General features: G+C 64.2%; 27 protein-coding genes. 13 read left to right on the plus strand and 14 right to left on the minus strand.

Annotation, left to right across the window (positions count from 1 at the left end; translation table 11 throughout):
* The first annotated feature begins 89 nt into the window (after window positions 1-89).
* Window positions 90-608: an RrF2 family transcriptional regulator gene (locus ACIPZF_RS02345; protein WP_400794832.1), complete on the plus strand. Its 519-nt coding sequence runs from the start codon at window positions 90-92 to the stop codon at window positions 606-608.
* A gap of 15 nt (window positions 609-623) precedes the next feature.
* On the opposite strand, the gene ACIPZF_RS02350 is transcribed toward ACIPZF_RS02345, so the two are convergent.
* Entirely contained in the window at window positions 624-1529 is a 906-nt protein-coding gene (locus ACIPZF_RS02350) for an AraC family transcriptional regulator (RefSeq protein WP_400794834.1), read from the minus strand.
* A 102-nt stretch (window positions 1530-1631) separates the two neighbouring features.
* On the opposite strand from ACIPZF_RS02350, the gene ACIPZF_RS02355 reads away from it, so the two are divergent.
* The 5 genes from ACIPZF_RS02355 to ACIPZF_RS02375 are packed head-to-tail and all read left to right on the plus strand — an operon-like array spanning window position 1632 to window position 6065.
* Complete coding sequence (locus ACIPZF_RS02355; RefSeq protein WP_400794836.1) at window positions 1632-2189, plus strand: carboxymuconolactone decarboxylase family protein; 558 nt, start codon at window positions 1632-1634, stop codon at window positions 2187-2189.
* A 46-nt stretch (window positions 2190-2235) separates the two neighbouring features.
* Complete coding sequence (locus ACIPZF_RS02360) at window positions 2236-3300, plus strand: acyl-CoA dehydrogenase family protein (protein ID WP_400794838.1); 1065 nt, start codon at window positions 2236-2238, stop codon at window positions 3298-3300.
* Window positions 3297-4118 (plus strand): ABC transporter ATP-binding protein, encoded by an 822-nt coding sequence (locus ACIPZF_RS02365; RefSeq protein ID WP_400794840.1) that lies wholly within the window; start codon window positions 3297-3299, stop codon window positions 4116-4118. The genes ACIPZF_RS02360 and ACIPZF_RS02365 overlap by 4 nt, the downstream gene beginning before the upstream one ends.
* Window positions 4105-5310 (plus strand): ABC transporter substrate-binding protein, encoded by a 1206-nt coding sequence (locus ACIPZF_RS02370; protein ID WP_400794842.1) that lies wholly within the window; start codon window positions 4105-4107, stop codon window positions 5308-5310. Before ACIPZF_RS02365 ends, ACIPZF_RS02370 begins: the two co-directional genes overlap by 14 nt.
* Window positions 5310-6065: an ABC transporter permease gene (locus ACIPZF_RS02375; RefSeq protein WP_400794843.1), complete on the plus strand. Its 756-nt coding sequence runs from the start codon at window positions 5310-5312 to the stop codon at window positions 6063-6065. Before ACIPZF_RS02370 ends, ACIPZF_RS02375 begins: the two co-directional genes overlap by 1 nt.
* Window positions 6066-6193: 128 nt before the next feature.
* Here ACIPZF_RS02375 and ACIPZF_RS02380 read toward each other — a convergent pair whose 3' ends face one another.
* Together ACIPZF_RS02380 and argC are read right to left on the minus strand one after the other, a co-directional pair.
* Window positions 6194-6880, minus strand: coding sequence for a GNAT family N-acetyltransferase (locus ACIPZF_RS02380; protein ID WP_400794845.1), 687 nt, complete (start codon window positions 6878-6880; stop codon window positions 6194-6196).
* An 81-nt stretch (window positions 6881-6961) separates the two neighbouring features.
* Window positions 6962-7903, minus strand: coding sequence for an N-acetyl-gamma-glutamyl-phosphate reductase (gene argC / locus ACIPZF_RS02385; RefSeq protein ID WP_400794846.1), 942 nt, complete (start codon window positions 7901-7903; stop codon window positions 6962-6964).
* Window positions 7904-8021: 118 nt separating this feature from the next.
* Between argC and ACIPZF_RS02390 the strand changes: the two genes are divergently transcribed.
* Window positions 8022-8927, plus strand: a complete 906-nt coding sequence (locus tag ACIPZF_RS02390; protein ID WP_400794848.1) for a LysR family transcriptional regulator — start codon at window positions 8022-8024, stop codon at window positions 8925-8927.
* 81 nt (window positions 8928-9008) lie between these two features.
* Here ACIPZF_RS02390 and ACIPZF_RS02395 read toward each other — a convergent pair whose 3' ends face one another.
* Both ACIPZF_RS02395 and ACIPZF_RS02400 read right to left on the minus strand, forming a co-directional pair.
* Window positions 9009-9215, minus strand: coding sequence for a 4-oxalocrotonate tautomerase family protein (locus ACIPZF_RS02395; protein ID WP_400794850.1), 207 nt, complete (start codon window positions 9213-9215; stop codon window positions 9009-9011).
* Between the two features lie 18 nt (window positions 9216-9233).
* Window positions 9234-9968, minus strand: coding sequence for an SDR family NAD(P)-dependent oxidoreductase (locus ACIPZF_RS02400; protein ID WP_400794852.1), 735 nt, complete (start codon window positions 9966-9968; stop codon window positions 9234-9236).
* Window positions 9969-10092: 124 nt separating this feature from the next.
* Between ACIPZF_RS02400 and ACIPZF_RS02405 the strand changes: the two genes are divergently transcribed.
* Together ACIPZF_RS02405 and ACIPZF_RS02410 are read left to right on the plus strand one after the other, a co-directional pair.
* Complete coding sequence (locus tag ACIPZF_RS02405) at window positions 10093-11001, plus strand: LysR family transcriptional regulator (RefSeq protein ID WP_400794854.1); 909 nt, start codon at window positions 10093-10095, stop codon at window positions 10999-11001.
* Between the two features lie 93 nt (window positions 11002-11094).
* Window positions 11095-11358 (plus strand): hypothetical protein, encoded by a 264-nt coding sequence (locus ACIPZF_RS02410; RefSeq protein ID WP_400794856.1) that lies wholly within the window; start codon window positions 11095-11097, stop codon window positions 11356-11358.
* 61 nt (window positions 11359-11419) lie between these two features.
* Here the strand turns inward: ACIPZF_RS02410 and ACIPZF_RS02415 are convergent, their stop codons facing one another.
* Window positions 11420-12070 (minus strand): TIGR04211 family SH3 domain-containing protein, encoded by a 651-nt coding sequence (locus ACIPZF_RS02415; RefSeq protein WP_400794857.1) that lies wholly within the window; start codon window positions 12068-12070, stop codon window positions 11420-11422.
* Window positions 12071-12243: 173 nt separating this feature from the next.
* Window positions 12244-13593, minus strand: coding sequence for a hypothetical protein (locus tag ACIPZF_RS02420; protein ID WP_400794858.1), 1350 nt, complete (start codon window positions 13591-13593; stop codon window positions 12244-12246).
* 242 nt (window positions 13594-13835) lie between these two features.
* Here ACIPZF_RS02420 and ACIPZF_RS02425 point away from each other — a divergent pair, with 242 nt between their 5' ends.
* Window positions 13836-14315, plus strand: coding sequence for a VOC family protein (locus ACIPZF_RS02425; RefSeq protein ID WP_400794859.1), 480 nt, complete (start codon window positions 13836-13838; stop codon window positions 14313-14315).
* A gap of 133 nt (window positions 14316-14448) precedes the next feature.
* On the plus strand, window positions 14449-15795 hold the full coding sequence (gene dddP / locus ACIPZF_RS02430) for a dimethylsulfonioproprionate lyase DddP (RefSeq protein ID WP_400794860.1): 1347 nt from the start codon (window positions 14449-14451) through the stop codon (window positions 15793-15795).
* An 18-nt stretch (window positions 15796-15813) separates the two neighbouring features.
* Here dddP and ACIPZF_RS02435 read toward each other — a convergent pair whose 3' ends face one another.
* The 3 genes from ACIPZF_RS02435 to lpxO form a co-directional block, all read right to left on the minus strand.
* A complete protein-coding gene (locus tag ACIPZF_RS02435; protein WP_400794861.1) occupies window positions 15814-16383 on the minus strand; it encodes a GNAT family N-acetyltransferase in 570 nt (189 codons plus the stop codon).
* Between the two features lie 78 nt (window positions 16384-16461).
* Window positions 16462-16806 carry a carboxymuconolactone decarboxylase family protein gene (locus tag ACIPZF_RS02440; RefSeq protein ID WP_400658582.1) on the minus strand — a complete coding sequence of 115 codons (345 nt, stop codon included), beginning with the start codon at window positions 16804-16806 and terminating at the stop codon, window positions 16462-16464.
* Window positions 16807-16965: 159 nt separating this feature from the next.
* A complete protein-coding gene (gene lpxO / locus ACIPZF_RS02445) occupies window positions 16966-17865 on the minus strand; it encodes a lipid A hydroxylase LpxO (protein ID WP_400794862.1) in 900 nt (299 codons plus the stop codon).
* A gap of 157 nt (window positions 17866-18022) precedes the next feature.
* On the opposite strand from lpxO, the gene thpR reads away from it, so the two are divergent.
* A complete protein-coding gene (gene thpR / locus ACIPZF_RS02450) occupies window positions 18023-18568 on the plus strand; it encodes an RNA 2',3'-cyclic phosphodiesterase (protein ID WP_400794864.1) in 546 nt (181 codons plus the stop codon).
* A gap of 6 nt (window positions 18569-18574) precedes the next feature.
* Here the strand turns inward: thpR and ACIPZF_RS02455 are convergent, their stop codons facing one another.
* From ACIPZF_RS02455 to ACIPZF_RS02470, 4 genes are all read right to left on the minus strand, one after another.
* The gene (locus ACIPZF_RS02455) at window positions 18575-21010 is read right to left on the minus strand and encodes a TonB-dependent siderophore receptor (protein ID WP_400794866.1); all 2436 of its coding nucleotides are present in this window, start codon (window positions 21008-21010) and stop codon (window positions 18575-18577) included.
* A 79-nt stretch (window positions 21011-21089) separates the two neighbouring features.
* Window positions 21090-22079, minus strand: coding sequence for a FecR family protein (locus ACIPZF_RS02460; protein WP_400794868.1), 990 nt, complete (start codon window positions 22077-22079; stop codon window positions 21090-21092).
* Window positions 22076-22582: a sigma-70 family RNA polymerase sigma factor gene (locus ACIPZF_RS02465; RefSeq protein ID WP_400794870.1), complete on the minus strand. Its 507-nt coding sequence runs from the start codon at window positions 22580-22582 to the stop codon at window positions 22076-22078. Before ACIPZF_RS02465 ends, ACIPZF_RS02460 begins: the two co-directional genes overlap by 4 nt.
* Window positions 22583-22621: 39 nt before the next feature.
* Window positions 22622-23233 (minus strand): NAD(P)H-dependent oxidoreductase, encoded by a 612-nt coding sequence (locus tag ACIPZF_RS02470; protein WP_400794872.1) that lies wholly within the window; start codon window positions 23231-23233, stop codon window positions 22622-22624.
* A 93-nt stretch (window positions 23234-23326) separates the two neighbouring features.
* Here ACIPZF_RS02470 and ACIPZF_RS02475 point away from each other — a divergent pair, with 93 nt between their 5' ends.
* On the plus strand, window positions 23327-23923 hold the full coding sequence (locus ACIPZF_RS02475) for a TetR/AcrR family transcriptional regulator (RefSeq protein ID WP_400794874.1): 597 nt from the start codon (window positions 23327-23329) through the stop codon (window positions 23921-23923).
* Window positions 23924-24025 lie beyond the last annotated feature (102 nt).

The raw sequence follows: 24025 nt of genomic DNA on the forward strand, positions 1-24025 counted from the left end.
GGTTTGCATGGCGACGAGCGGGGCTTTTACACTTTGCCAATGTGTAGGGATCAGCGTACTATTTGCGACAAATCTAGTCGGAGATTGATATGTCGCTCTACAGTGCGGGTGTCGAATACGGCATCCATTGCCTGCTGTACCTGGTGGACGAGCGCGGGGATACCCGCGAGTCCAGCGTGCGCGATCTGGCCGAGCTGCAGGGCGTGCCCCAGGAGTACCTGGCCAAGGTCTTCACCAAGCTGGCCCGTGCCAAGCTGGTCGCTGCGACCGAAGGGGTGCGTGGCGGCTTTCGTCTGGCCCGGCCGTCGGACGAGATCACCGTGCTGGATATCGTCAATGCCATCGATGGGCCGAAGAAGATCTTCGACTGCCGTGAAATCCGCGGCCGCTGCACGTTGTTCGAAGGCTCGCCACCCGGCTGGGCGACCGAAGGCACCTGTGCAATTCATGCCGTGATGCTGGGGGCGCAGAAGCGTATGGAAGAGGCGCTGGCGCAACAGACCATTCTCGACCTGGCGCGGCGCTTCGGGCGCAAGGCGCCTGCGGAATTTGGCCAGCAGGTCAATGACTGGATGGGCGAGCGGCGGATCCCTGCCAGCCAGTCTTGAAAAGGCGGTGAGCCCTCAGCGCGCCTCGTGCTGCCTGCGGTACGCCCCTGGCTGCACGCCCACCGCTTTGGCAAACGCGCGGGTGAATGCCGCCACCGACTGATACCCCACCTGAGCACCCACTTGCTCAACGGTGTTGCCCGCCTGCAGCAATTGACAGGCATGTCGCATGCGCAAGGCCAGCAGCACCTGCCCCGGTGACTGCCCGGCCACATCCACGAAGCGTTTGAAAAACGCCGACCGTGACAGGCCCGTGCACGCCGCCATGCTTTCCAGTGTCCAGGCCTGCCCAGGTTGTTCGATCAGTTGCGCCAGCAACCCGGCAAACGCTGGTTGGCGGGCGAGGGCGACCAGCCCGCCGAGCGCCTGCCCGCCATGCACCTGCTGGCGCAGCACATACAGGAACAGCAGGTGGGTCAGGCGCTCCAGCAATGTCTGCGAGGGCGAGCGTCGGCATTCTTCCAGGATCAGTTCGAACAACGCACGTGCGGCATGTGCGTCCGGCTCATCAGCGCGCAGCACGATCCAATCAGCCAGGCCCTCGACGATCAGTGATGACAGCCCCGGGCGAAAATCGAAGAATCCACACACCAGCCCCACGCCATCACCGGCGTCGGCATTCAGCACCTGCATCGTTTGCCGCGGCTGGGCGCAAGCACTCAGCGGGTCTTGGTCGCTGGACAATCGATAAGCCAAGTCACGCAGCAGAAACACCGCATCCCCGGCCTCCAGGCGCACGGCATCAGCCTTCCCGTCGATGTGCAGCCAGCAATGCCCTTGTACCACCAGGTGAAAACTGGCGCGGCCCATGCCTTGGGTACTGGCGTGCCAGCCACCGCAATAGCGCCCGACATGGAACAGGCTGGCGTCGAGCTCCAGCCCTTCTAATAACCAATCGACGAGGTGGCTGGATGAAATCATCTAATTCAAAGACTCTGGAGCAAGGAAAGGCGACTGATGAATATGGAGGGTAATTCTTATAACCAACAGACTGTAGGGACACCCACCGAAGGAGTCCACTCCATGTCCTCGCGCATTACTTTACACACGCTGCACAGCGCCCCGGAAGCGGCCCGTCCGTTCCTTGAGAACGCCCAGAAGAACTCAGGCTTCATCCCCAACCTGCTCGGCGTGCTGGCCAATGCCCCGGCGGCGCTGGAAACCTACGTGACCGTCTCGGCCTTGAACGGCAAGTCCGAGCTGACCCTGGCCGAGCGTGAAGTGGTGCAACTGATCGCTGCTACCCAGCACGGCTGCGACTTCTGCGTGGCCGGCCACACCGCCGTGGCCCTGAACAAGGCCAAGCTGCCGCAGGAAGTGGTCGACGCCCTGCGTGCCCGGGGCGAACTGCCGGACGCCCGCTATGAGACCCTGGCCGCATTCGCCCGCGAAGTCATCGCCACCCGTGGCAATGTCAGCGAAGGCACTTACCAGGCGTTTCGCGAAGCCGGCTTCACCGAGGGCAACGCGCTTGAAGTGATTCTGGGTGTGAGCCTCGCAACCCTGTGCAACTTTGCTAATGTGTTCGCCCAGACGCCGCTCAACGACGAGCTGAGCAAGTACCGCTGGCAGCCTGCGTAATCCGCACAGAGCGCCACGGCGCCTGCTTATCAAAAGGAGTAGGGATATGCTTGATGCTGGATTTGCGCAGTGGCTGGATGCCAATGCCGAAGCAATCGACCAGGGCCAGTGCGACCCGCACCTGGTGCTGGCCCAAATCGCCGAGTCGCAGTTGCTGCGCGTGGGTGTCGACCCGGCACTGGGAGGCAGCGGCGGTGAAGTGACCGACGCGGTCGAGGCGATTGCCGCCATCGCCAGCCATTCACTGGCCTCGGCGTTCGTTTGCTGGGGCCAGCGCGCCTTTATCGAATACCTGCTGCAAAGCCCCAACCAGGCGCTGCGCGAGCGCTTGATGCCGGGCCTGCTGACGGGCGAGCAGGCGGGCGCCACCGGTCTTTCCAATGCCATGAAATTTCTCTCCGGCATCGAAGCACTGCAGGTGCGCGGCCGCCCGCAAGCCGATGGCTGGGCGCTCGAGGGGCGCCTGCACTGGGTGACCAATCTGCGCAAGAGCGGCTTCGTGGTTGCAGCGGCCATCGAAGATGATGCGGGCGGCACGCCGTTCGTGCTGGCTATCCCGTCCGACGCCCACGGCCTGGAACGTTCGGACGATCTGGCGCTGATGGGCCTGCAATCGAGCAATACCGCCGCATTGGCATTCCATCAGGTAGATCTGAGCCGCGACTGGCTGCTACACGAAAACGCCCGAGAGTTCCTGCCCAAGGTTCGCCCGGCATTTCTGGCCCTGCAGTGCGGCATGGCCATCGGCCTGGCGCGGCGCTCGCTGGACGAGGTGCATGAACACCTGCATGGGCGTCTTTCGTTCCTCGAAGAGCACCGCCAGGTACTCAAGGAGCGCCTGGAAAACACCGTGGCCGCTCTCAAGCACGGCGTGCTTGAAGGGCGCTTTCAGACCCAGCCGGCCGCGCTGTTCAAGCTACGCATCACCCTGGCCGAATGTGCCTCCGATGCCGTCCAACTAGAGCTGCAGGCCAGCGGTGGCAAGGCTTACCTGGACGAATTCGGTGCCGGTTTCGCGCGCCGCTGGCGTGAGTCGGCGTTCGTGCCGATCGTCACCCCGAGCCTGGTGCAACTGCGCGCCGAACTGCACCGGCAGGCGGCCAACGTATGAGCCAAGCGTTGCTCGAAGCACGCGATATCAGCCTGGGCTACCCACGTGTCGGCGGCTGGCAGGAGGTGCTGGCGCGCTTCGACCTGCAGCTGGCGCCGGGGGAGGTGGTGACCATCCTCGGCCCCAGCGGGGTCGGCAAGTCCAGCCTGTTGCGGGTGCTGGCCGGCTTGCAGCAACCACGCGGTGGCAGCGTAAGGCTGCACGGCGAACCCCTGCAAGGCCCTCACCCACGCCTGGCGGTAGCCTTCCAGGACCCCAGCCTGCTGCCCTGGCTGAGCCTGGAAAAGAATGTCGCCTTCGGCCTGGATTTTGCCCGCCAGCCCAAGCTGGCCGCGGCCGAGCGCCGCGCGCGCATCGATCATGCGATCGCCGCCGTGGGCCTGGCCCATGCGCGCAGTCAATACCCGGCGCAGTTGTCGGGCGGCATGGCTCAACGCACCGCGCTGGCCCGTTGCCTGGCCCGCCAACCCGAGGTGCTGCTGCTCGATGAGCCCTTTGGAGCATTGGACGAGGTGACCCGTGCCGACATGCAGCAGTTGCTCTTGCAATTGATCGCCACGCACAACACCGCAGCGGTACTGATCACCCACGATATCGACGAAGCCTTGCTGTTGTCCGACCGGGTTCTGCTACTGGGCAACCACCCCGCGCAGGTTCTCGGCCAATGGCACATCGACCTGCCGCAGCCGCGGGCGCAGCGGGTCGAAGAACTGGGCGCGTTGCGCATCGACATCCTCAAAACCCTTCGGCGGGCAAGCCGCACAGCCGAACCTTCCTCTCCCTCGTTGCCCTCGGAGGCTGTCCATGTGCATGGATGACTGCTGCTCCACTTCTTCGCGTCGCGATTTCCTCAAGCTCAGTGCCATGCTCACCGCCGCCGGCGCCTTGCCGCTGCTGTCGAGCCTGCAGGCGCGCGCGGCCGCCGAGCCGGACGCGCCGGTGCGCATTGGCTACCTGCCGATCACCGACGCCACGCCGTTGCTGGTGGCGCACAACAACGGCCTGTTCGAGGCCGAAGGCATCAAGGCCGAGCGACCGGTGTTGCTACGCAGTTGGGCGCAGGTGATCGAGGCGTTCATTTCGGGCCAGGTCAACGTCATCCACCTGTTGTCGCCGATGACCGTGTGGGCGCGTTATGGCAGCAAGGTGCCAGCCAAGGTGGTGGCCTGGAACCATGTCGGCGGTTCGGGCCTGACCGTGGCGCCGGACATCACCGACATGAAGCAGCTGGGCGGCAAGACCGTGGCCATTCCGTTCTGGTACTCGATCCACAACGTGGTGCTGCAGCAGATGCTCAACGACAACGGCCTCACGCCCGTGTCCAAACCGGCCAACGCAGCGCTGGGCGCCAACGAGGTCAATCTGCTGGTGCTGCCACCGTCGGACATGCCCCCGGCCCTGGCCAGCAAGCGCATTGCCGGCTACATCGTCGCCGAACCGTTCAACGCCCTGGCCGAGAACCTGAAGGTCGGCCGGGTGCAGCGCTTTACCGGCGATGTCTGGCGCAACCATGCCTGTTGCGTGGTGTTCATGCACGAACATGACCTCAACAACCGCCCCGAGTGGTCGCAGAAGGTGGTCAACGCCATCGTCAAGGCCCAGCACTGGACCCGCGACCACCGCGCCGAAGCGGCGGCGCTGCTGTCCAAGGCCGGCCCCAACAAGTACACCCCGCATGAGCCGGCGGTGCTGGCGAAGGTCTTGGCACCGGCCGCAGAAGACCGAGCCGGTTACATCGCCAGCGGGGCCATCCAGCATCAGCAGTGGGACGAGAAGCGCATCGATTTCCAGCCGTACCCGTTCCCCAGCTACACCGAGGAACTGGTCAAGCGCCTGAAAGGCACCCTGATCGAAGGTGAAAGCGGTTTCCTTGCCGGCCTGGACCCTGCGCAGACTGCCCGCGACCTGGTCGACGACCGCTTCGTGCGCAACGCCATTGCCGCCGTCGGTGGGCCGTCGGTATTCGGCATCGCCGACAGCTTCGAGCGTAGCGAGGAGTTCGTGGTCTGATGCGCAAGCACGTCGTACATGCAGGCCTGGGTTTGGCTGGGCTGCTGGGATTGATGGTGTTGTGGTGGGCCGGGGTGCGGCTGTTTGGCGAGGTCGATGGCCTGTCGGCACGCTTCTCGCCCCAGGCGACCTTGGCCAGCCTCGCCGAGTTGTTGGGGCAGGGCGAGGTCTACGGGCATATCTGGGTCAGCCTCAAGCGCATTCTGATTGGCCTGTTGCTGGCGTTGTTGATCGGCGTGCCGCTGGGCCTGCTGGTGGGCAGCTACCGGCACCTGGAGGCGGCGACTACGCCGGCGTTCCAGTTCCTGCGCATGATCTCGCCTTTGTCGTGGATGCCGGTGGTGGTGATGCTGATGGGCGTAGGCGACCAGCCGATCTATTTCCTGCTGGCGTTCGCGGCCCTGTGGCCGATCCTGCTCAACACCGCCGCTGGCGTGCGCCAGCTCGACCCGCGCTGGCTGCAACTGAGCCGCAGCCTGAGCGCCACGCGCTGGGAAACCTTGTGCAAGGTGATCATCCCAGGGGTGATCGGCCATGTGCTGACCGGCGTGCGCCTGGCCATCGGCATCCTGTGGATCGTGCTGGTGCCGTGCGAGATGCTGGGGGTGAGTGCCGGGCTTGGGTATTTCATTCTCGATACCCGTGACCGCTTGGCTTACTCGGAACTGATGGCGATGGTGCTGCTGATCGGCGTGCTGGGGTTCATGCTCGATGCCCTGGCGCGTGGGTTGCATCGGCGTTGGGTGCATGGCTAAAGGGCCAATGTGGCCTCTTCGCGGGCGGTCCGACGTATCGGCAAGCCCGCTCCCACAGGTTCACCACTGCCCTCAGGTGCTGAGGTGATTCTGTGGGAGCGGGCTTGCCCCGCGAAGAGGCCATCAGATCAATGTACGGTCTTGCGTTGCCGCACACACTCCCTGGCCAACTCCGCCAACTCATCCAGCCAGTCATCGCGCTGCTGCTCTGCACCGATCATCGCATCCTCACCATGCTGATTGAGCAGGTAGGTATGGATCTGATGCACCTCGGTGGTCTGGTAGATCGGCGCGATATCCAGCCGCCCGATCAACGCACCGCTGGCCTGCCCGGTGCTGCTCATCAACACCTGCGGCCCACTGGCGGCCACCACTTGCATACCCATCGCTTCGAACCAAGGCACCCGGTTGACGGGAGCGTTCAGCTCGACGCTGGCAAAGCGCGCCTGCACATCCGCCAGCAAGGCGCGGGCGACGCCCTGGCGGCGCTGCTCGGGCACCACGGCGAGAAACGCCAGCGCGCAGGCTTGCGGGTTGTCCTGGGCCGGCAGGGTCAGGGCGAAGCCGAGCATCTGGTCCGGCGCATCGGCGGCCAGGGCCAGGGTGAGTTGCACGGCCAGACCTCGGGTGCCGTCCATGGCCTGCAGGTATTGATGCACCTCCATGCCGACACCGTACTGGTACAGCGGGTACAACGGGTTGTCGGCTCGAATGGCGACGCTGCTCAGTTCGCCGACGTGGTGGATCACCAGTTCGCGGATCTGGTTCTGGAAGGACTCGGGCGGCACGCTGTCGAGGCGGCTCAGGATGAACATCGGTGGACGGGCTCCGGCTGCGGTGGAATCACCCCGCGCCGGATTGGCGCGGGGTGCACAGTCTAAACCCTTTTTGCGCGATCAGCCTTGTGCCTGCATCGCCGCGAGCATCAGGTCGAGGTTCTGTACCGCCGCTCCCGAGGCGCCCTTGCCGAGGTTGTCGAACACGGCCGTGAGCAGCACCTGGCCGTGCTCGGGGTTGGCGTACAGGGCCAGGCGCAGGTCGTTGCTGTCGTTCAGCGCCTCGGGGTCGAGCGGCGTGGCGGGTCCGTGCTGATGTAGTGGCATGACCTGAACGTGACGGGCGCCCTGATAGTGCTGCTCGAGGCACGCCTGCAGCTGTTCGGCGCTGGCCTGCCGAGGCAGCAGGCGCAATTGCAGCGGGATGCTCAGGACGATGCCCTGACGGTAGGCCGCATAGCCCGGCAGGAACATTGGCCGGGCCGACAGACCCGCGTGTAGCTGGATTTCCGGCACATGTTTGTGTGCAAGCTCAAGGCCATAAATCTGCAAGATTGGCGCCTGCTCCGCCTCGGGCTGCTCATGCCGCTCGACTGCCGCGCGGCCTCCACCGGAATAACCGGAGATGGCGTGGATGCTCAGCGGGTAGTCCGCCGGTACCAGGCCAGCCTTGACCAGCGGGCGCAGCAGGGCGATGGCGCCAGTTGGGTAGCAGCCGGGGTTGCTGACGCGCTTGGCGTGAGCGATACGCTCGGCCTGTTGTTCGTCCAGTTCCGGCAGGCCGTACACCCAGCCGGAGGTGGTGCGGTGTGCGGAACTGGCATCGATTACTCGCACGGCCGGGTTGTCGATTGCCTCGACGGCCTCTCGGGCAGCGGCGTCGGGGAGGCAAAGCAGGGCGATGTCGGCGCTGTTGATCGCCTCGCGTCGGCGTTGTGGGTCTTTGCGCTCGGCGTCGGGCAAGGTCAGCAAACGCAGGTCGTCGCGGCCGTGCAGGCGGGCGTGGATCTGCAGGCCGGTGGTGCCTTGGTCGCCATCGATGAAGACAACAGGGGTGTGCATGGTCGGGATCCGGTCAAAGGTGGGTGGCCTATGCTCGCCTGTGGCATCGGTAAATAAAATTTGATTATCATGATGCTGTTGTTCAGTTTTTCTGAACCTAATGACTTGGATCCAGCCCATGCGCGAAATCAGCCTCGACCGCCTCCGCACCCTGGTGGTCATCACCGACCAGGGGTCATTCGCCGAGGCCGCCAGGCAACTCAACCTCGCGCCGCCGACCATCAGCTTGCACATCGCCGAGTTGGAGGCGCGGGTCGGTGCACCGCTGCTCACCCGCAATCGTAATCAGGTACGCCCGACGGCCATTGGCGATACCCTGCTGGCGCGTGCCCGGCGCCTGCTGGCCGACGCCGACCTGGCGCTGGATGAAGTCCGTCGCCAGGTCGAAGGCCTGACCGGGCGGGTGCGCCTTGGTGCCTCGACCGGAGCCATCGCCCACCTGTTGCCCAAGGCGCTGGAGCACTTGCGTACGGCCCATCCGGGCATCGATGTGCACGTTCAGGTGCTTACCTCCCAGGCGTCCCTGGCGCGATTGCGCGAAGGTGCCCTGGATATTGGCCTGGTGGCCCTCCCGCAGGTGGCGGGCAAAGGCATCAAGCTCACCCCCTGGCGGCGCGACCCGATCCTTGCCTACGTGCCTGCCGACTGGCAGCCGCCGGCCAGGGTCACGCCGGCCTGGCTCGGGCAGCGGGCGCTGATCCTCAATGACAGCAGCACCCAGCTGTCGCGGGTGACCGGTGAATGGTTCGCGGCGGCCGGGTTATACCCCGAGCCACGCATCGAACTGAACTACAACGATGCCATCAAGAGCCTGGTGGGCGCGGGCTATGGCGCCACCTTGCTGCCCCAGGAAGGCGAGGTAGCCGAGCTGGACCCACGCATCGCCCGCCGGCCGCTGCGCCCGGGGTTGTGGCGGCAGCTCGGTATTGCCTGCAGGGAAGGGCAGACCGAGCGGGCCACCGGGTTCGTGCTGCAGGCGTTGGAGCAATTGCGCGCGCCGCATACCCTGTGGGAGCGGCTTTAGCCGCGAAGCAAACGACGCGGTGGCTGGCACCGGCTCTGCCGGTGTTCGCGGCTAAAGCCGCTCCCACAGTCGCATGCTGAATCAACCGCGCTCGCGCCGCCTCACTGCAGTCACTGTCTCGCCGCCCACTCCCCAATTATCCGTCGGCACTTCCTCGATCACCACGAAGGTACTGGCCGGCGGCTTGCCCAACACCTGCTGCAGCAACTGCGTGGTGCCTTCGATCAATTGGCGTTTGTGCTCGGCGCTGACCCCTTCGTCGGTCACGCGAATATGGACATAAGGCATGGCTGTTCGCTCCTCTGCTCAGTGCCAGGTGCCAGCGGTGCTACCGCCGTCGACCGGTAGGATGACGCCGCTGACGAAGCGCGCGTCGGTCAGGTACAGCACGGCGTCCACCACATCCTGCGGCGCCCCGGTACGGCCACTGGGGGACAGCGCGCCCAGGCCTTCGACATTGCCGCTGTGCAGCGGGGTATCGATGATGCCGGGGGCCACCGCATTGACTTGCACGCCGCTGGCGGCCAGTTCCAGGGCCAGGCCTTTGACCGCCTGGTTCAGCCCGCCTTTGACCAGCACCGGCAGCAGCGCCGGGACGCGGGTATCCGGCTGCAGGGCGATGGAAGCCGTGATGGCGACGATGTGCCCGTGGCCTTGCTCGGCCATGATCCGCGCTGCGGCCTGGGCCGGGTAGAAGAAACCCTTGAGGTTGGTGCCGACCAGTGCGTCGACATCGGCTTCGGTGTAGTCGGTGACCGGTTTGGGAATGAAGATCCCGGCGTTGTTGATCAGGATGTCTACGCTCCCGAAACTCTCGATGGCGGCGGCGAACAGCCGCTTGGCGGTGTCGGCCTCGGCGATGTCACCGGCAACGCCGATGAAGCGTTGGGGTTGACCGAGACGGGCGGCAGCCTGGTCAAGGCGTGCCTGGCTGCGGGCGTTGCCGACCACGTTGTCGCCACGTTCGAGGAAGGCCTCGGCAAGGGCGAAGCCCAGGCCACTGGAGGCCCCGGTGATGATGACGGTTCTTGGCTGGGTCATGCTTGCGTTCTCCGAAAAGTGAGCCGGCGGCTCGTTGTGAGAGCCACTTTAGGCCGCAACACAGGCTTGAAAAATGAGCCGTATAGCATTTCAATTCATACATCATGTAATCAATAGAGCCGCCATGACCCGCCATTTCGATGACCTGCAACTGGGTAGCCTGGAGCTGTTCTGCCTGGCCGCCGACTGCGGCAGTTTTACCGCTGCGGCCACGGAGGCAGGTGTCACGCCGGCTGCGGTAAGCCGCAGCGTGGCGCGCCTGGAAGAGCGCCTGGGTGTGCGCCTGTTCGTGCGCACCACCCGGCAGATGCGCCTGTCCGAAGCGGGGCAGGCGTACTACCAACAGTGTCGCCAGGCACTGGGGCAACTGGTCGAGGCCGAGCGCCAGGTCACGGGCGGGCAGGCCGCCCCCAGCGGTCGCTTGCGCATCAGCGCGCCCACGCCTTATGCCCATCACCGCCTGCTGCCGTTGCTGCCGACTTTTCGCCAGCGCTATCCGCAGGTGCAGGTGGACGTGCATGTCAGCAACCGTAACGTCGACTTCGCCGAGGAGCCTTTCGACCTCGCCATCCGCGGCCGCGAGCCTGCGGACTCACGGCTGGTGGCCAGGCGCCTGGAGAATGCGCCGCTGGTGGTGGTGGCTACTCCCGAATACCTCGCACGCAAGGGCACGCCGAAGGTGCTGGAAGACTTGGTCGAACATGACTGCATCCAGTTCGAGCTGGCCAGCACGGGGCGTCGCCCGCCGTGGAGTTTTCGCCGGGATGGCTGCGTTGTTGAAATCGAGACGCAAGGCAACTTCACTTGCCTGGGCGACTTTCTCGCCACCACGACGCTGGTTCGTCATGGTGGCGGTCTGATGCAGGCCTATCGCTTCACCGTGCAGGACGCGCTGGACAGCGGCGAGCTGGTGGAGGTGCTGGGCGAATACGGCGGCACCTCACGGCCGTTCATGCTGATCTACCCGCAGGCCCGGCACATGCCGCAGCGGGTGAGGGTGTTCATCGATTTCCTGATCGCCGAGGGGAGATGATCCAAAGCGCGGGGACGCCTGGCCGACTATGCTGGTTGCTGCATCGAGCCGATGTTTCTCGATGACCCGTCCGATTTCCCAGGAGAACGCTCCATGAAATCCATAGCCCTACTGGTATTAGCGTCTGTGTTGAGTGTTGCCGCCCATGCTGATCCGAAGACCAACTGCGATGCGAAGATCAATGAGCTGGAGAATGACCACAAGGCCAGCGGCCAAGCGATGCATGGTGGCATGGCCCATGACTTCAAAGTGAAATGGCAAGAAGCCAAGAAGGCGCGGGATGCGGGGGATTTCACTAACTGCCAAAAGGCAGCAGACCAGGCTAAAACCATCTACAACAAGGCGCGTAGCAAGTAGCGATATATGAGTGCCGGCCTCTTCGCGCCAAAGCGTCGCGAAAAAGCCGGCACAGCCAACCTCAGAACCAGCGATCGTTCTTCTTCCGCCCTCGGGTCAGCGCTGGCAGGATCAACCCCATCAGCAATCCCGCGCCAGCGATGCTGCCGCCATACACCATGTAGCGCATCATCACCTGCTTGTTCTCGTCGCCCAGACGTGCCTGGGTGTCCCGCAAGGTCGACTGAGTCTGGTCAAGCTGCTCGTTCAGCGCCTTGTTGCGCGCTTCCAGTTCATCGACCAGCTGCTTGCGCGAATCGAGGGTTTCCTGCATGCCCTGCACGCGGTTCTTCCAGCTATCGTCGATGGTCTTGAGCTGCCCGGACAGCTCGGCCACTTGCGCATCGAGCTGTGGCAGGCGTTCATTCTGGCCCGGCACTGCTTGCAGATCGCTGGAGAGGATCCACACCACGTCGCCGTTCTGCCCGCGCACCTGGCTGTAGTTGCCCTGGCTGCCGACCAGGGTCAGCTTCTGCCCCGACTTGAGGGTGCCGACGATGCGGTGGCCGTCGGTCGGGCCGCTGCGCACGTAGGTGCTCAGGCTGTCACTGACCCAGCGCGCATCACTGGCCGGCTCTTCGGCATGCACAGGGGCGGCGAGGGCCACCAGGGCGGCGATCAGGCTGCCGCGCAGGGCAGGGAGGGCAAGGGAGGCTGGGCGGGATTCAGGCATGTTGGGTCTTCGCTGCAACAGGAAAAATAGGCCCTCCAGACTCGGCGTCGTTGGAGGGCCGGCGAACCGGTCGGTGAATTGACCGCCAGCGAAAGACCGCATTTTTGTAAGCAGGTTCACTGCTTGGCGTAGGAATTGTCTGCAGAATGTTGCAAGCGGCGCGCTAGAGCACCTCAGCGCACGGGCTGTTTCGTGCGCGCCATGCAGTCCTTGCAATTGACGATGGTTTCCTTGTCACCGCTCTGCACATGCACCAGGGTCGAGCCGCAGTGTGCGCAAAACTCCGTACGGGTGCTGGCCGAGGCAACCGGTTTCGGACGCGGTAGTTGCTCGATGTACTCGGCGATCTTGCGCTCAAGACCGTGATCGTCCTGTTTCAGTGTCACGTCGAACAGCACGTGGTTGAGGCTGCATCGCGGGGCGTTGTTGTCGTAGCCAGACGCGTTGAACTGCCACTGCTCTCTGACGGCTCGCTCGGCCATTGCCAGCATGTTACCGGGTATGGTGTTGCTGGCATGCAGACGGGTGACCTGGCTGCGTGCAATGAATGCCAGCGCGCCACGCACCGCCGTGCTGGCCAGTGACCGGATATGCCGCAGCGGATGCATGCCGAGCAGTTGCGTGGCCACTTCCGCGGCCTTTTTCCTGGCTTCGAAGGGCAGGCCATGTTCGGTACATCGCGAGGCGATGCACGCGCAGACCTCCTCGATCGACAGTGTCTCGATGGCCTCGGCCAATTCATCGCGCCATTGCGGTTGCGGCCCGCTGGCCAGGACCTCGTGCAGCGCGCGGTGCAGCGACGTCAGGTTGGCGCGTTGCCGGCCGTCCAGGCTGATATTGGCTACCCAATAAACCTTGTCACGCCAAGCCTTGGGTGTGGGGTCGTCGCTGAAGGCATCCTGCGGCGAATCGGGGTCGGGCAACAGCACCAGGTCTTCGTGCAACGCCTGCAGGATGGCCCCATCCATGGCCGATGAAGGGCTGACCCGTGCGTCCCCGGTGGGCTGTTCCGCCGGGATCAAACGCTCGCCTTGGCTGTCCATGCGCACTTGAAGCATGGCCATCAGTTGCAGCTTGCGGGTGATCGAGAGGCTCTGTAGCGATACAGGGGCCCGCTTGGCCAACGCCCAGTGCTCCTTGATGCGCGTGCGCTGCAACGCTTGCTGATCCAGCACGGCCTGCTGACGCGCTGCCAGGCATGGCTGGCACGCGCAATCGCGCCGCCAGCGGGAGGGCCCCGGAAAGTAATGGCGATGCGCGCAGGTTTTGCAGAACGCCATGTGTTCCTGGCGGCTGGTGGCGGTCTTGCTTTTGCGTCGCGCATACAGGCTGGCCTGGCAGTAAGGGCATCTCAAGCTCGCACAAGGCACCGGGGGGAAAGCTTTGATCAAGCTACTGGGGGGCACGTCGATGGCGTAGCGTTCGAGCAGTAGCGCAATTCGTTCACCGCCGATGTATTCGCTGTACAGCGCTTCGATCTGTACAGCGGTGAGGTGCTGCAGTTTTGCTTCGAAGTCCGACAAGGCTGGATCTCCCTGTGTTAAGTCGGTAATGACGCACCCTGGGAATGATCGTGCCAGTCTGTTGGCCATGGGAAGTTGGTGGGGGCTGGAAAATTCTCTGATATGTGTAGTCCTTTTCTGGTTTATTCCGGCCGGGCCATGTCTTCGGTTGTATCCAGGCGACGAAGCGCCATGCCTCCCCTCAGCTGGAGTGGCTCGAGGGGCTAGACTCAAGGTTCCCAGCTCGTCCATGGAGCCCCGCCATGACTGCCAAGAACACGATCTGCCTGTGGTTCGATCACGACGCGCAAGACGCCGCCCAGTTCTATGCAAGCACCTTCCCCGACAGCAGCGTGGTCGCGGTGCACCAGGCGCCGAGCGATTACCCGTCGGGCAAGGCGGGGGATGTGATCACCGTCGAATTCACTGTCATGGGCATTCCTTGCGTGGGCCTTAATGGCGGCAAGGCGTTCAGCCATAGCGAGGCGTTTTCGTTCCAGGTCAGCACCGAGGATCAGGCTGAGACCGACCGGCTGTGGGATGCCATCGTCAGCAATGGCGGCGAAGCCAGCGTTTGTGGCTGGTGCAAGGACAAATGGGGGATTTCCTGGCAGATCTGCCCACGGATCCTCATCGAAGCCATCGGCAACCCGGACCGGGCCGCAGCCAAGCGGGCGTTCGACGCAATGATGGACATGGGCAAGATCGACGTGGCCGCGATCGAGGCTGCATTGCGCGGCTGAGTGTTACCAGTTGCCGGTCAGCCATGTCGCGCTCGTGCAATGTGAAGGTGATTCTGGGCACGTTGGCTGCCCGGCGATGGCGCAGCATCGAAGCGCAGTTTCCACATAATAAAACCAGGGAAAACCGCCAGCCATGATGACCTCGCCGTTCTCGATTCCCGCCCATGCCCGCCGCATCGATCCGGCCCGTCAGCGCGCCGCCGCACTCAAGGCCGATGGTTCGGTCGACGACAACGACCGTACCGAAATCGGCCCCACGCCGCTGGCCTTCGCCGAATGGGCCGCGCTCGGCCTGCCCGCACCGCACCTGCCAAGCATGCGTGAGTACCGCCTGCAGCGTATCCGCGAACAGCTGATCGCCCGAGACCTTGGCGGCATCCTGCTGTTCGACCCGCTGAACATCCGTTACGCCACCGACACCACCAACATGCAGCTGTGGACCACCCACAACCCGGCCCGCTCCTGCTTCGTCGCCGCCAGCGGCCATGTGGTGCTCTGGGATTTTCACGGCTGCGACCACCTGTCCGCGCACCTGCCGCTGGTGAGCGAATTGCGCAGTGGCGCCTCGTTTTTCTACTTTGAGACCGGTGACCGTACCGACGAACATGCCAAGCGTTTCTGCGCACAGGTCGACGAGCTGTTGCGCACCCATGCCGGTAACAATCGTCGCCTGGCCGTGGACCGCATCGAAGTCGCCGGGTTGCGAGCGCTCGATGCGCTGGGCGTGCAGGTGCACAGCGGGCAGGAGGTCACTGAATTCGCCCGCCTGATCAAAGGCCCTGACGAGATCCTCGCCATGCGCTGTGCGGTCGCCTCATGCGAAGCCTCGATCGCCGAAATGCGCCAGGCCATGCGCGCTGGCGCCACTGAAAATGATGTCTGGGCCGCCCTGCATGCCGGCAATATTCGCCGGGGTGGCGAGTGGATTGAAACGCGTATTCTCAGTTCCGGTCCGCGCACCAATCCTTGGTTTCAGGAATCCGGACCGCGCGTGCTCAGTGACGGTGACCTGCTGTCCTTCGATACCGACCTGATCGGCGTGTACGGCTTCTGCGTGGACATGTCGCGCAGCTGGATCTGCGGTGGGCTGGAACCCACGGCGGAGCAGAAGCGGCTGTACCGCATCGCCCATGATCACATCCATCACAATGCCGAAATGGTCAAACCCGGCGTGCGTTTCACCGAGCTGACCCGCAATGGCCACCGCTTGCCGGAAAGCTGCCGGGCGCAGCGCTATGGCGTGATGTTCCATGGGGTAGGGCTGTGCGATGAATACCCGAGCATTCGTTACCCGGAGGACCTGGATGCCTATGGTTATGAAGGCGAACTACAGCCGGGCATGGCGCTGTGCGTCGAGGCGTATGTGGGTGAGGTGGGTGGGCGCGATGGCATCAAGCTGGAGAACCAGTTGCTTGTCACCGAAAGCGGGTACGAATTGCTCACTCATTACCCGTTCGAGGACAGCTTCCTTCGGGACTGACGCGCCTTCAACTGCTGACTACCGCCCACGCCGTCGCGAAATCCTCGCCTCGATATTCTTGCGGCCGATCAGCAGCGGTGGTTTTTCCACCACCGGCTCATCCGCCAGCCACTTGTACATCACCAGGCAGTCCACCAGCCCCAGGCGCGCGTGGCGGTAGGCCTTGGGCAAGCGGCCCACGGTCTCGAAGCCCAGTTTGTGCCACAGCGCCACGGCCACTTCATTGCTGGCCACCACCGAATTGAACTGCAGCGCCAGGAAGCCTTCCTGGCGTGCCAGTTTCTGCGAATGCTCGCACATCAGCCGGGCGACGCCACGGCCACGGGCGGCCTCGGCCACCATGTAGCCGCAATTGCCCACATGGGCGCCGGGGCCGGCGGCGTTGGCCTTGAGGTAGTAAGCACCGAGCAACGCGCCTTCATCTTCGGCCACCAGCGTGCGCAGCGGCAGCTCCAGCCACAGCTGGCGCGCTTGCTCGAAGCTCAAGTCGGGATCGTAGGCGTAGGTTTCGCGGGCCTGGACAATGGCCTGGAAGGTGGGCCAGAAACGCTCGAAGTCGTCGGGCGTCATGGGGCGGATGTGGATCATGGCGGTACCTGCTAGGGCTAGGCCGCCAAGTCTGGGTGGCGCGGCGCCGTTGCGCAAGGGCAGCGACGCCGCTTTGGCTCAGCCGTTGGCCTTGCCGACCGCATCCATGGCGCGGGCCGAGTAGACAAGTGCCGCACCGGCATTCATCGCCACGGCCACGCCCAGGGCTTCGGCGATTTCTTCGCGGGTGGCCCCTTGTTTGACCGCCTGCTGCGAATGCACGGCGATGCAGCCGTCGCAGCGGGTAGTGACGGCCACCGCCAGGGAAATCAGTTCGCGGGTCTTGGCGTCCAGGTGGTTGGTCTTGGCACCGGCACCGCTGGCGGTCATGTAACCGGCCACGGTGTCGGGGGACAACTGCTTGAGATCACCGATGCCGGCCATCAGCTGCTTACGGTAGGCGTCCCAGTCCATCATGCTCATCGTCTTCACCTTGGGGAGGTTGCGAGTGGAGCTAACAGGCTAGTTCAACATGGGTGAATGCACCGGCCTCTTCGCGGGGCAAGCCCGCTCCCACAGAGTTCGCAGTGCTGCGGTCATTGTGGGAGCGGGCTTGCCCCGCGAAGAGGCCGGTACAGTCAATCAGATATAGATGAAAACCAGCACCAAAGCTGCCACCACCGCCCACTTCTCCAGGTAGTAACGCATGCGGTTGCGCTTCTTCAGCGCCTTGCCACGCTCGCGAATCTTGTAGATGCGGGTGAACAGGCGGTTGATACCGCCGGTCTTGTCGTTGGCATTGTTCGGCGCGGCCGCCGCAGCCATCACGTTGCGGCTGAACCAGCGGTTGAACGCGGTGGCCCAGCGATACTTCAGCGGGCGCTCGATGTCGCAGAAGAGGATGATGCGGTTGTGCTCGGTGGTGTTGGCGGCGTAATGGATGTACGTTTCATCGAACACCACGGCTTCGCCGTCACGCCAGGAATACTTCTCGCCATCCACATCGATGTAGCAGCCATCGTCGTTCGGCGTGTCCAGGCCCAGGTGGTAGCGGTAGGAACCGGCATACGGATCGCGGTGACGCACCAGTTTGGCACCTGGCGGCAGTGTGGCGAACATCGCCGCCTTGACCGTACCGATACCCTGCAGCAGTTCGGTGGTGCGCGGGCACAGGTTCATCGCCGACGGGTGGCTCTCGCCGTACCACTTCAAGTAGAAGCGCTTCCACCCTGTCTTGAAGAACGAGTTGAAGCCGACGTCGTCGTAGTTATCGGACTTTTTGATTTCGCCCACATGCAGCAACTGCTGGGCTTCCTCGCGAATCTCCTGCCAGTGGTCCTTCAACGGCTGCAGCTCGGGGAAGGCTTCGACCGGCAGGTAGGGCTTGGCCGGGTGCTGGGAGAACAGATAGAGGAAGCTGTTGACCGGAGCCAGGAAGCTGGAGTGGTCCCCCAGCTGACGGGTCAGCTTGTGACGTACCCGACCGCGCAGGTGAACATAGGCGATCGAGAGGGCGAAGATCAGTACGAGTGCTATTTTCATGGACGTTTACTTGTCGAAAAATGGCCATGCGCCATGGCATAAGCCCGCCAGCATAAACAATCGTCGGGGTAGTTTGGAAATATTGTTACGTGAATACCGGGCGACTTAGGTGTAATGGCCTACAGGCCGCGCAAACGTTTCAGGTTGAGGAGTGCCCATGGTTCAGGATATTCGCCCGAGTGGCGCCCCCTTCAAACGGCTGTTTTTCGCGTTGCCCGTGGGCGATGCCCAACGCCGCGCCATTGCCCAGTGGCGGCGGGGCCTCGAGTTGCGCAGCGGCAAGCCGGTGCCCAGCGAGAATTTCCACCTGACTTTGCTGTTTCTTGGTGATGTGGACACTGCGCAGGTGCCAGCGATCTGCGCAGCGGTGGACAACCTGCTCCGGCCCGAAGCGCCGTTGCGCTTGCTGCTCGACCAACTGAAGGTTTGGCCGCGCGCCAGCGCGCTGGTGCTGGAGCCGCAGGAGACGCCGGCAACGTTACGCCAGTTGGTCTATGGGCTACAGCAGGTAATGTTGCCCATGGGCGTTGCCGAGCAGGCCCGTGAGTACCGGCCGCACCTGACCCTGTCACGGAACTTTCGCGGGCAGGTGCCGGAAGCGAGCGTGGTGCCGGACTTCTTCATCACAGCCCGGCATTTCACGCTCTACGAGTCGCGCAAGGGCCAGTACTGGCCACTGGCGCAATGGCCGCTGACGGGCTGATGCGGCTCAGAACTGCGGCGTGTACTTGACCGTGAACATGAAGTTACGCGGTTCGCCGTAGTTGTTGCTGCCATTGAGCTGGTTGAAGCCGGCCACCCAGTACTTCTTGTCGAACAGATTGTTGCCGTTGATCGCCAGGTTGACCTCAGGTGTCAGCTGATAGGCCAGGCGCGCGCTCCACACGGTGTAGCCGGGCACGGTGTAGGTGCGCTCGTAGCCCAGGGTATGGCTCTGGGTGGTGAAGCCCAGGCCGGTGCTCCAGCGCTGGCCGTCCACTGGCAAGGTGTAGTCGGCCCAGGCGCGCAACATGTGCTTGGGTGTCCACTGGCTGAACACGCGACCTTCGTTTTCCGGGTCGTCGAGGAACTTGGTGGTGTTGTAGGTGTAGCCGGCGAACAGCTGCAGGCCGCTCAGCACTTCGCCGCTGATCTCGGCCTCGATGCCCTGGCTGCGCACCTTGCCCGATGCGGTGGAGCAGTACCAGTCATCGCAGGCGAAGCCCGACGCCACATCGGTGACAGCACGGTTTTCCTGGTCGTAGCGGAACAGCGCCAGCGAGGCGTTGACCCGGCCGTCCAGCAGTTCGCCCTTGAGGCCTGTCTCGTAGTTGCTGCCGACGATCGGCTTGAGCGGCGCGTTGCCCACGGCGCGCTCGGTCTGCGGCACGAACACGTTGGTATAGCTGACGTACCAGGCCCACTCGCGGGTCAGGTCGTAGACGAAACCGGCGTAGGGGGTGACTTCGCCCGACTCGGTCATGCGGCTGGTGGGGTAGCGGGTGCCCGGGTCGGTCAGGCTGTTGAAGTCGATCGAGTCCCAGCTGTAGTCGAACCAGCTGACGCGCGAGCCGACGATCAGGGTCAGGTCTTCGATCGGTTTGACCCGCCACACGCCATACAGGCCTTTTTGGCGGACGTCATAGCTGGCCCGGTTGGAGCGTGCCAGTTCGCCGTCGAAGATGCTGTCGCGGCTGGGCTCCGGGCGGTTGTGGTCGATGTCGAAAATGTTGTCGTCGGAGGCGTCGAAGTTGCGCCAGTAGGCATCGTCGGATTTAAGCTTGGCGTAGTTGCCGCCGACGGTGATTTCATGGGCCACGGAACCTGTGTCGAAGTGGCCTGCCACGTTCATGTCCAAGCCCAGCTTGGTGTTGTGAAAATCGGTGATCCAGTCGGCGTAGGTAATGCCGCTGCCATCTGGCTCGACGCCTTGGCCGGTGGTCTGCACACGCTGGTGGGTGGAGGTGTTGGTCTCATCCATGCGCACGGCGGCGGCTTTGAACGCCCAGTCGTCGTTGAAGCGGTGCTCCAGGTCCAGGTAATAGGTGGTCACGTCGGTTTCGGCGCGGCTCCAGCGGGCGCCGGTGTAGGTCGAGCGCGGCAGGTCGATCGGGCTGCCATCGGCGTAGCGGGGCAGGCCGCGCAGCATCGGGCGTGACTGCTGGCGGTTGTAGCTGATGCCGGCGCCGACCGTGGTGGCATCGTTCAGGTCGATGTCCAACGCACCGTACAGTGAGTGGGTCTTGCTCCACTGATAATCGATGAAGCTGTCGCTCTGGTCTTCGTCGGCGACCAGGCGGCCGCGCACGCGACCGTCGGCGGTCAGCGGGCCACCGGCGTCCAGTTGCAGGCCGTAGTGGTCCCAGGAGCCGGCCTTGCCGGTGACGGTGACCGTGGGCGTGGCCTGGCCGCGCTTGCGTACCAGGTTGATCGCGCCGCCAGGGCTACCGGTGCCTTGCAACAGGCCGGAGGCGCCGCGCAGCACTTCCACGCGGTCGAAGAACACCAGGTCCTGGGTGGCCCAGTTGCCCAGCGAGTAGTTGTTGCGCTGGATCGGCACCCCGTCGTACTGCCAGTCGTCGATCTGGAAACCGCGCGAGGTTACCACCATGCCTGGGCCGATGCCCTGCGCGCCAACGATGCCGGTGGTGTGGTTGAGCGCATCCTGCAGGTCGGTGATGCCCTGGTCATCGAGCTGCTTGCGGGTGATCACCGTCACCGACTGCGGGATCTCCTTGAGGGTGTGCGTGCCTTTGCCCAGGGTGACTGCACGGGCGGCATACGAGCCGCTGCCTTCGCTGGTGGCGTCGAGGTACTGGTCGGTGATGCTGGTGCTCCCCAGCTCCAGTGCATCACCGCCTTGGCTGGCCGGGGCCACGCTGAAATGCCCACTGCTGGTCACCCGCAATTGCAGGCCGCTGCCGGCCAGGGCAGCCTGCATGGCTTGCTCGGCGCTCATCTGGCCGACCACGGCCGGCGCTTGCTTGCCGCGCACCAGTGCCGGCTCCAGGGCGATGATGGTCCCGCTCTGGCTGGCAATGCGGTTTAAGGTGGCGGCCAGGCTCGCTGACGGCAGGTTGAATGACAGGGTCTGCGCCTGGGCAAGAGTAGTGAAGCTGGTCAGGGCGGCGACCAGGGGCAGGGCGCGGGGCCAGAGGTTGTGCACGGAATTCTCCCGATTGTATTGGCTTGTCAGGAGATAGGTGGGATGAGAAATGAAAACCGGACACGCTTGCGAATGATTTTCATGATTTTTTTTGCTGAGCCTGTTGCGGGCCGATCAGCGTCAGCCACGGGCTGTAGTGTTCGATGCTGATCGGCAGGGTTTCGGCCAGCGCTGCCAGCGCCTCTTGTGGTTGATCGAGCGGGAACACCCCTTGCACCCGCAGGTTGCGAATAGCAGGGGCCACACGCACATAGCCGCGATGGTAGGGGCGCAGCGCATCGATCACCCTGTGCAATGGTTCGTCGAGTACCTCCAGACGCCCATTCACCCAAGCGGCACGCTGCTGTTGATCGTCGGTCAGCGGCTCGATGGTGTTGCTGCGTAGCAACGCCGCCTGGCCCTGTTGCACGTCGAGCCAGCGGCCATCGGGCAGGCTGGCGCGCACGCTGTGCTCCTGCACCACGACGCGCGTGACGGCGTCCTCCTGGCACACCAGAAAACGCGTGCCTAGGGCTTGGACCTGCCCCTGCGCCGTGCGTACGCGCAAGGGGCGTCGTGGGTCGGGCGCGACCTGAATCAGCAACTCGCCCCGGCGCAGCACCAGCAGGCGTTGCGCGGCGTCGAAGTACAGGTCGACGGCGCTGGCGCTGTTCAGGCTCAAGCGGCTGCCATCTGCAAGGGTGAAGCTGCGGCGTTCGCCGCTGCCCGTGTGCAGATCGGCCAACCAGTTTTGCGCCGTATCACTGCGCCATCCGCCCCACAGGGCACCCCCGAACAGGCCGACGCTGGCCAGCGCGGCCAGCACTTCGCGACGCGAGTGGGTGGGTTGCAGCAGCACCTTGCGTGCCTCGGCGGCCTGGCCGGGGGCGCGTTGCTCCAGCGCGCGCAAAGTGGCGAGGGGGCGGCCCAGGCGGCGCTCCAGGCGTTCCCAGGCCTGCTGGTGGGCAGGGTCCTGCTGCAGCCATTGGCTCAGGCGCTGCAGCAGGGCGTCGTCGGGCGTGCGGGCATGGAGCGCCACCATCCAGTCGATGGCCTGTTCGCTGATCGCGTCCAGCGGCTGGCTGCTCATGGCTGCACCTCGCACAAGTAACACTGGCGCAGGGCCTGTTTCATATAGCGGCTGACAGTGCGTTCGCAGATCTGCAGCTTGCTGGCGATATCGACATAGCTCATGCCGTCGAGCTGGCTGTACAGGAAGGCGGCCTTGACGATGGCGGGCAGGCCGTCGAGTACCTGGTCGATGGTAACCAGGGCTTCGATCAGCAGCAGTTGCTCTTCGGCGGAAGGCGCCACGGGTTCAGGTAGCTGCGCCAGGCGTTCGAGGTAGGCCTGCTCCAGTTGCCGGCGGCGGTGGCGGTCGAAGATCAACCGCCGCGCAATGGTCGACAGGTAAGCGCGCGGCTGCTGGATGCTGTCGGGGTCGACCCGGGCGCCGAGCATCTGGCAGAAGGCTTCGGCGGCCGTATCCTCGGCGTCGGCGCGGTTGCGCAGGCGCTTGTGGATGTGCTGGAGCAGCCAGCGGTGATGGTCGCTGAAGAAAAAGCCCAGCTTGCGGGTCGAAGAGCTATCCAACGCCTGGCATCCAGTTGTGAGTGTGAATCGTTCTCAATATTAGCCGGGTCGCTGGATGCCTCGCAATGGGGCGTCGCTGAACAATTGCTCGCCCAGTTGCCGAGCCGTGGGCAGCAGCAGGGCTGCGGCCGGGCCTTCGCTGTCTTCCAGCAGGGTTGAGCTGAGCACTTCGGCCCCGCAGTAATCGAAGATGCCGTGCTCGATCTGCACGCGCATGGCCTCGCCATAGCCGTGACGCACGAAGGTACCGGCATCGGCGCCAGCGATGCCGACTAGGTGCACCTTCATGCCGTGCAGCTTCTTCACTGTCCTGCCTTCTTGATAATCGAACGCCCAGCCATTGCTGAACACGCGTTCGACCCAGCCTTTGAGCAAGGCCGGCAGCGACCACCAGTAGATCGGATAGACCAGCACCAGTGCATCGGCGCGTTCGATGCGCGCCTGCTCGCGCAGCACATCGGCCGGTGGCGCAGCGCGGCGGCGGTGCACGGCATGGTCGGCGAGGCTGAATCGCGGGTCGAAACCTTCGCTGGCCAGGTCGGCGACTTCACTGGTGTGGCCGGCACTGGCCAGGCCTTCTGCAAGTTGCCCGGCGAGGGCGTGAGTGAGGGAAAGGGGGTCATGGTGACCGACGACGATCAAGGCGTGCATGGTGATTCTCCTAAGGCAAGGATGCGTTGATGCCTTGAGCGCTATATACTCAAGGTAAGTTACGATTAGTAAGTTACTTTTGGTAGGTAATCGATGTCAAGCGATCAACCAGATCAACCGCGCAAGCGACTATCCCGTGAACAGCGCCGCCGGCAGCTACTCGATGTGGCCTGGCAACTGGTGCGGGAAGAGGGCACCGATGCACTTAGCCTTGGGCGTCTTGCCGAGCAGGCCGGTGTGACGAAACCGGTGGTTTACGACCACTTTGAAACTCGCACTGGTCTGTTGGCGGCGCTTTATCAGGATTACGACGCGCGCCAGTCGCTCATGCTCGAGCAGGCCCTGGGACGTTGTGAGGCGACGTTGGCCAGCCGTGCCAGGGTGATTGCCGAGGCCTACGTGGACTGTGTGATGACGCAGGGGCGGGAGATGCCAGGAGTGTCGGCTGCGTTGGCCGGTTCGCCGGAGTTGGAGGCGATCAAGCGTGATTACGAGCAGCCGTTTCTCGACAAGTGCCGGGCGGCCTTGGGCGGTTTCGCGCCGAGCGGTGATATTGGCGCGGCGGGGATGCGCCTTATGGTGGGAGCGGCTGATGCGTTGTCGCAGGCGGCGGCGACGGGGGAGCTGGAGGCGAAGCAGGCCAAGGATGAGTTACAGGCTGCCATCGTCGCCATGGTCGGGCGGCAGTGATTGGGGCCGCTTTGCGGCCCATTCGCGGGGCTAGCCCGCTCCCACAGATCTGCGCCAAACCCCATCCTGTGGGAGCGGGCTCGCCCCGCGAATGGGCTGCAA

This window comes from Pseudomonas sp. NPDC089752 (assembly GCF_044748725.1).
In the GTDB taxonomy this organism is placed as follows: domain Bacteria; phylum Pseudomonadota; class Gammaproteobacteria; order Pseudomonadales; family Pseudomonadaceae; genus Aquipseudomonas.

Coding starts and splice junctions, on each gene's coding strand:
- ACIPZF_RS02345 (WP_400794832.1), top strand. CDS start 90: ATGTCGCTCTACAGTGCGGGTGTCGAATACGGCATCCATTGCCTGCTG.
- ACIPZF_RS02350 (WP_400794834.1), bottom strand. CDS start 1,529: ATGATTTCATCCAGCCACCTCGTCGATTGGTTATTAGAAGGGCTGGAG.
- ACIPZF_RS02355 (WP_400794836.1), top strand. CDS start 1,632: ATGTCCTCGCGCATTACTTTACACACGCTGCACAGCGCCCCGGAAGCG.
- ACIPZF_RS02360 (WP_400794838.1), top strand. CDS start 2,236: ATGCTTGATGCTGGATTTGCGCAGTGGCTGGATGCCAATGCCGAAGCA.
- ACIPZF_RS02365 (WP_400794840.1), top strand. CDS start 3,297: ATGAGCCAAGCGTTGCTCGAAGCACGCGATATCAGCCTGGGCTACCCA.
- ACIPZF_RS02370 (WP_400794842.1), top strand. CDS start 4,105: ATGTGCATGGATGACTGCTGCTCCACTTCTTCGCGTCGCGATTTCCTC.
- ACIPZF_RS02375 (WP_400794843.1), top strand. CDS start 5,310: ATGCGCAAGCACGTCGTACATGCAGGCCTGGGTTTGGCTGGGCTGCTG.
- ACIPZF_RS02380 (WP_400794845.1), bottom strand. CDS start 6,880: ATGTTCATCCTGAGCCGCCTCGACAGCGTGCCGCCCGAGTCCTTCCAG.
- argC (WP_400794846.1), bottom strand. CDS start 7,903: ATGCACACCCCTGTTGTCTTCATCGATGGCGACCAAGGCACCACCGGC.
- ACIPZF_RS02390 (WP_400794848.1), top strand. CDS start 8,022: ATGCGCGAAATCAGCCTCGACCGCCTCCGCACCCTGGTGGTCATCACC.
- ACIPZF_RS02395 (WP_400794850.1), bottom strand. CDS start 9,215: ATGCCTTATGTCCATATTCGCGTGACCGACGAAGGGGTCAGCGCCGAG.
- ACIPZF_RS02400 (WP_400794852.1), bottom strand. CDS start 9,968: ATGACCCAGCCAAGAACCGTCATCATCACCGGGGCCTCCAGTGGCCTG.
- ACIPZF_RS02405 (WP_400794854.1), top strand. CDS start 10,093: ATGACCCGCCATTTCGATGACCTGCAACTGGGTAGCCTGGAGCTGTTC.
- ACIPZF_RS02410 (WP_400794856.1), top strand. CDS start 11,095: ATGAAATCCATAGCCCTACTGGTATTAGCGTCTGTGTTGAGTGTTGCC.
- ACIPZF_RS02415 (WP_400794857.1), bottom strand. CDS start 12,070: ATGCCTGAATCCCGCCCAGCCTCCCTTGCCCTCCCTGCCCTGCGCGGC.
- ACIPZF_RS02425 (WP_400794859.1), top strand. CDS start 13,836: ATGACTGCCAAGAACACGATCTGCCTGTGGTTCGATCACGACGCGCAA.
- dddP (WP_400794860.1), top strand. CDS start 14,449: ATGATGACCTCGCCGTTCTCGATTCCCGCCCATGCCCGCCGCATCGAT.
- ACIPZF_RS02435 (WP_400794861.1), bottom strand. CDS start 16,383: ATGATCCACATCCGCCCCATGACGCCCGACGACTTCGAGCGTTTCTGG.
- ACIPZF_RS02440 (WP_400658582.1), bottom strand. CDS start 16,806: ATGAGCATGATGGACTGGGACGCCTACCGTAAGCAGCTGATGGCCGGC.
- lpxO (WP_400794862.1), bottom strand. CDS start 17,865: ATGAAAATAGCACTCGTACTGATCTTCGCCCTCTCGATCGCCTATGTT.
- thpR (WP_400794864.1), top strand. CDS start 18,023: ATGGTTCAGGATATTCGCCCGAGTGGCGCCCCCTTCAAACGGCTGTTT.
- ACIPZF_RS02460 (WP_400794868.1), bottom strand. CDS start 22,079: ATGAGCAGCCAGCCGCTGGACGCGATCAGCGAACAGGCCATCGACTGG.
- ACIPZF_RS02470 (WP_400794872.1), bottom strand. CDS start 23,233: ATGCACGCCTTGATCGTCGTCGGTCACCATGACCCCCTTTCCCTCACT.
- ACIPZF_RS02475 (WP_400794874.1), top strand. CDS start 23,327: ATGTCAAGCGATCAACCAGATCAACCGCGCAAGCGACTATCCCGTGAA.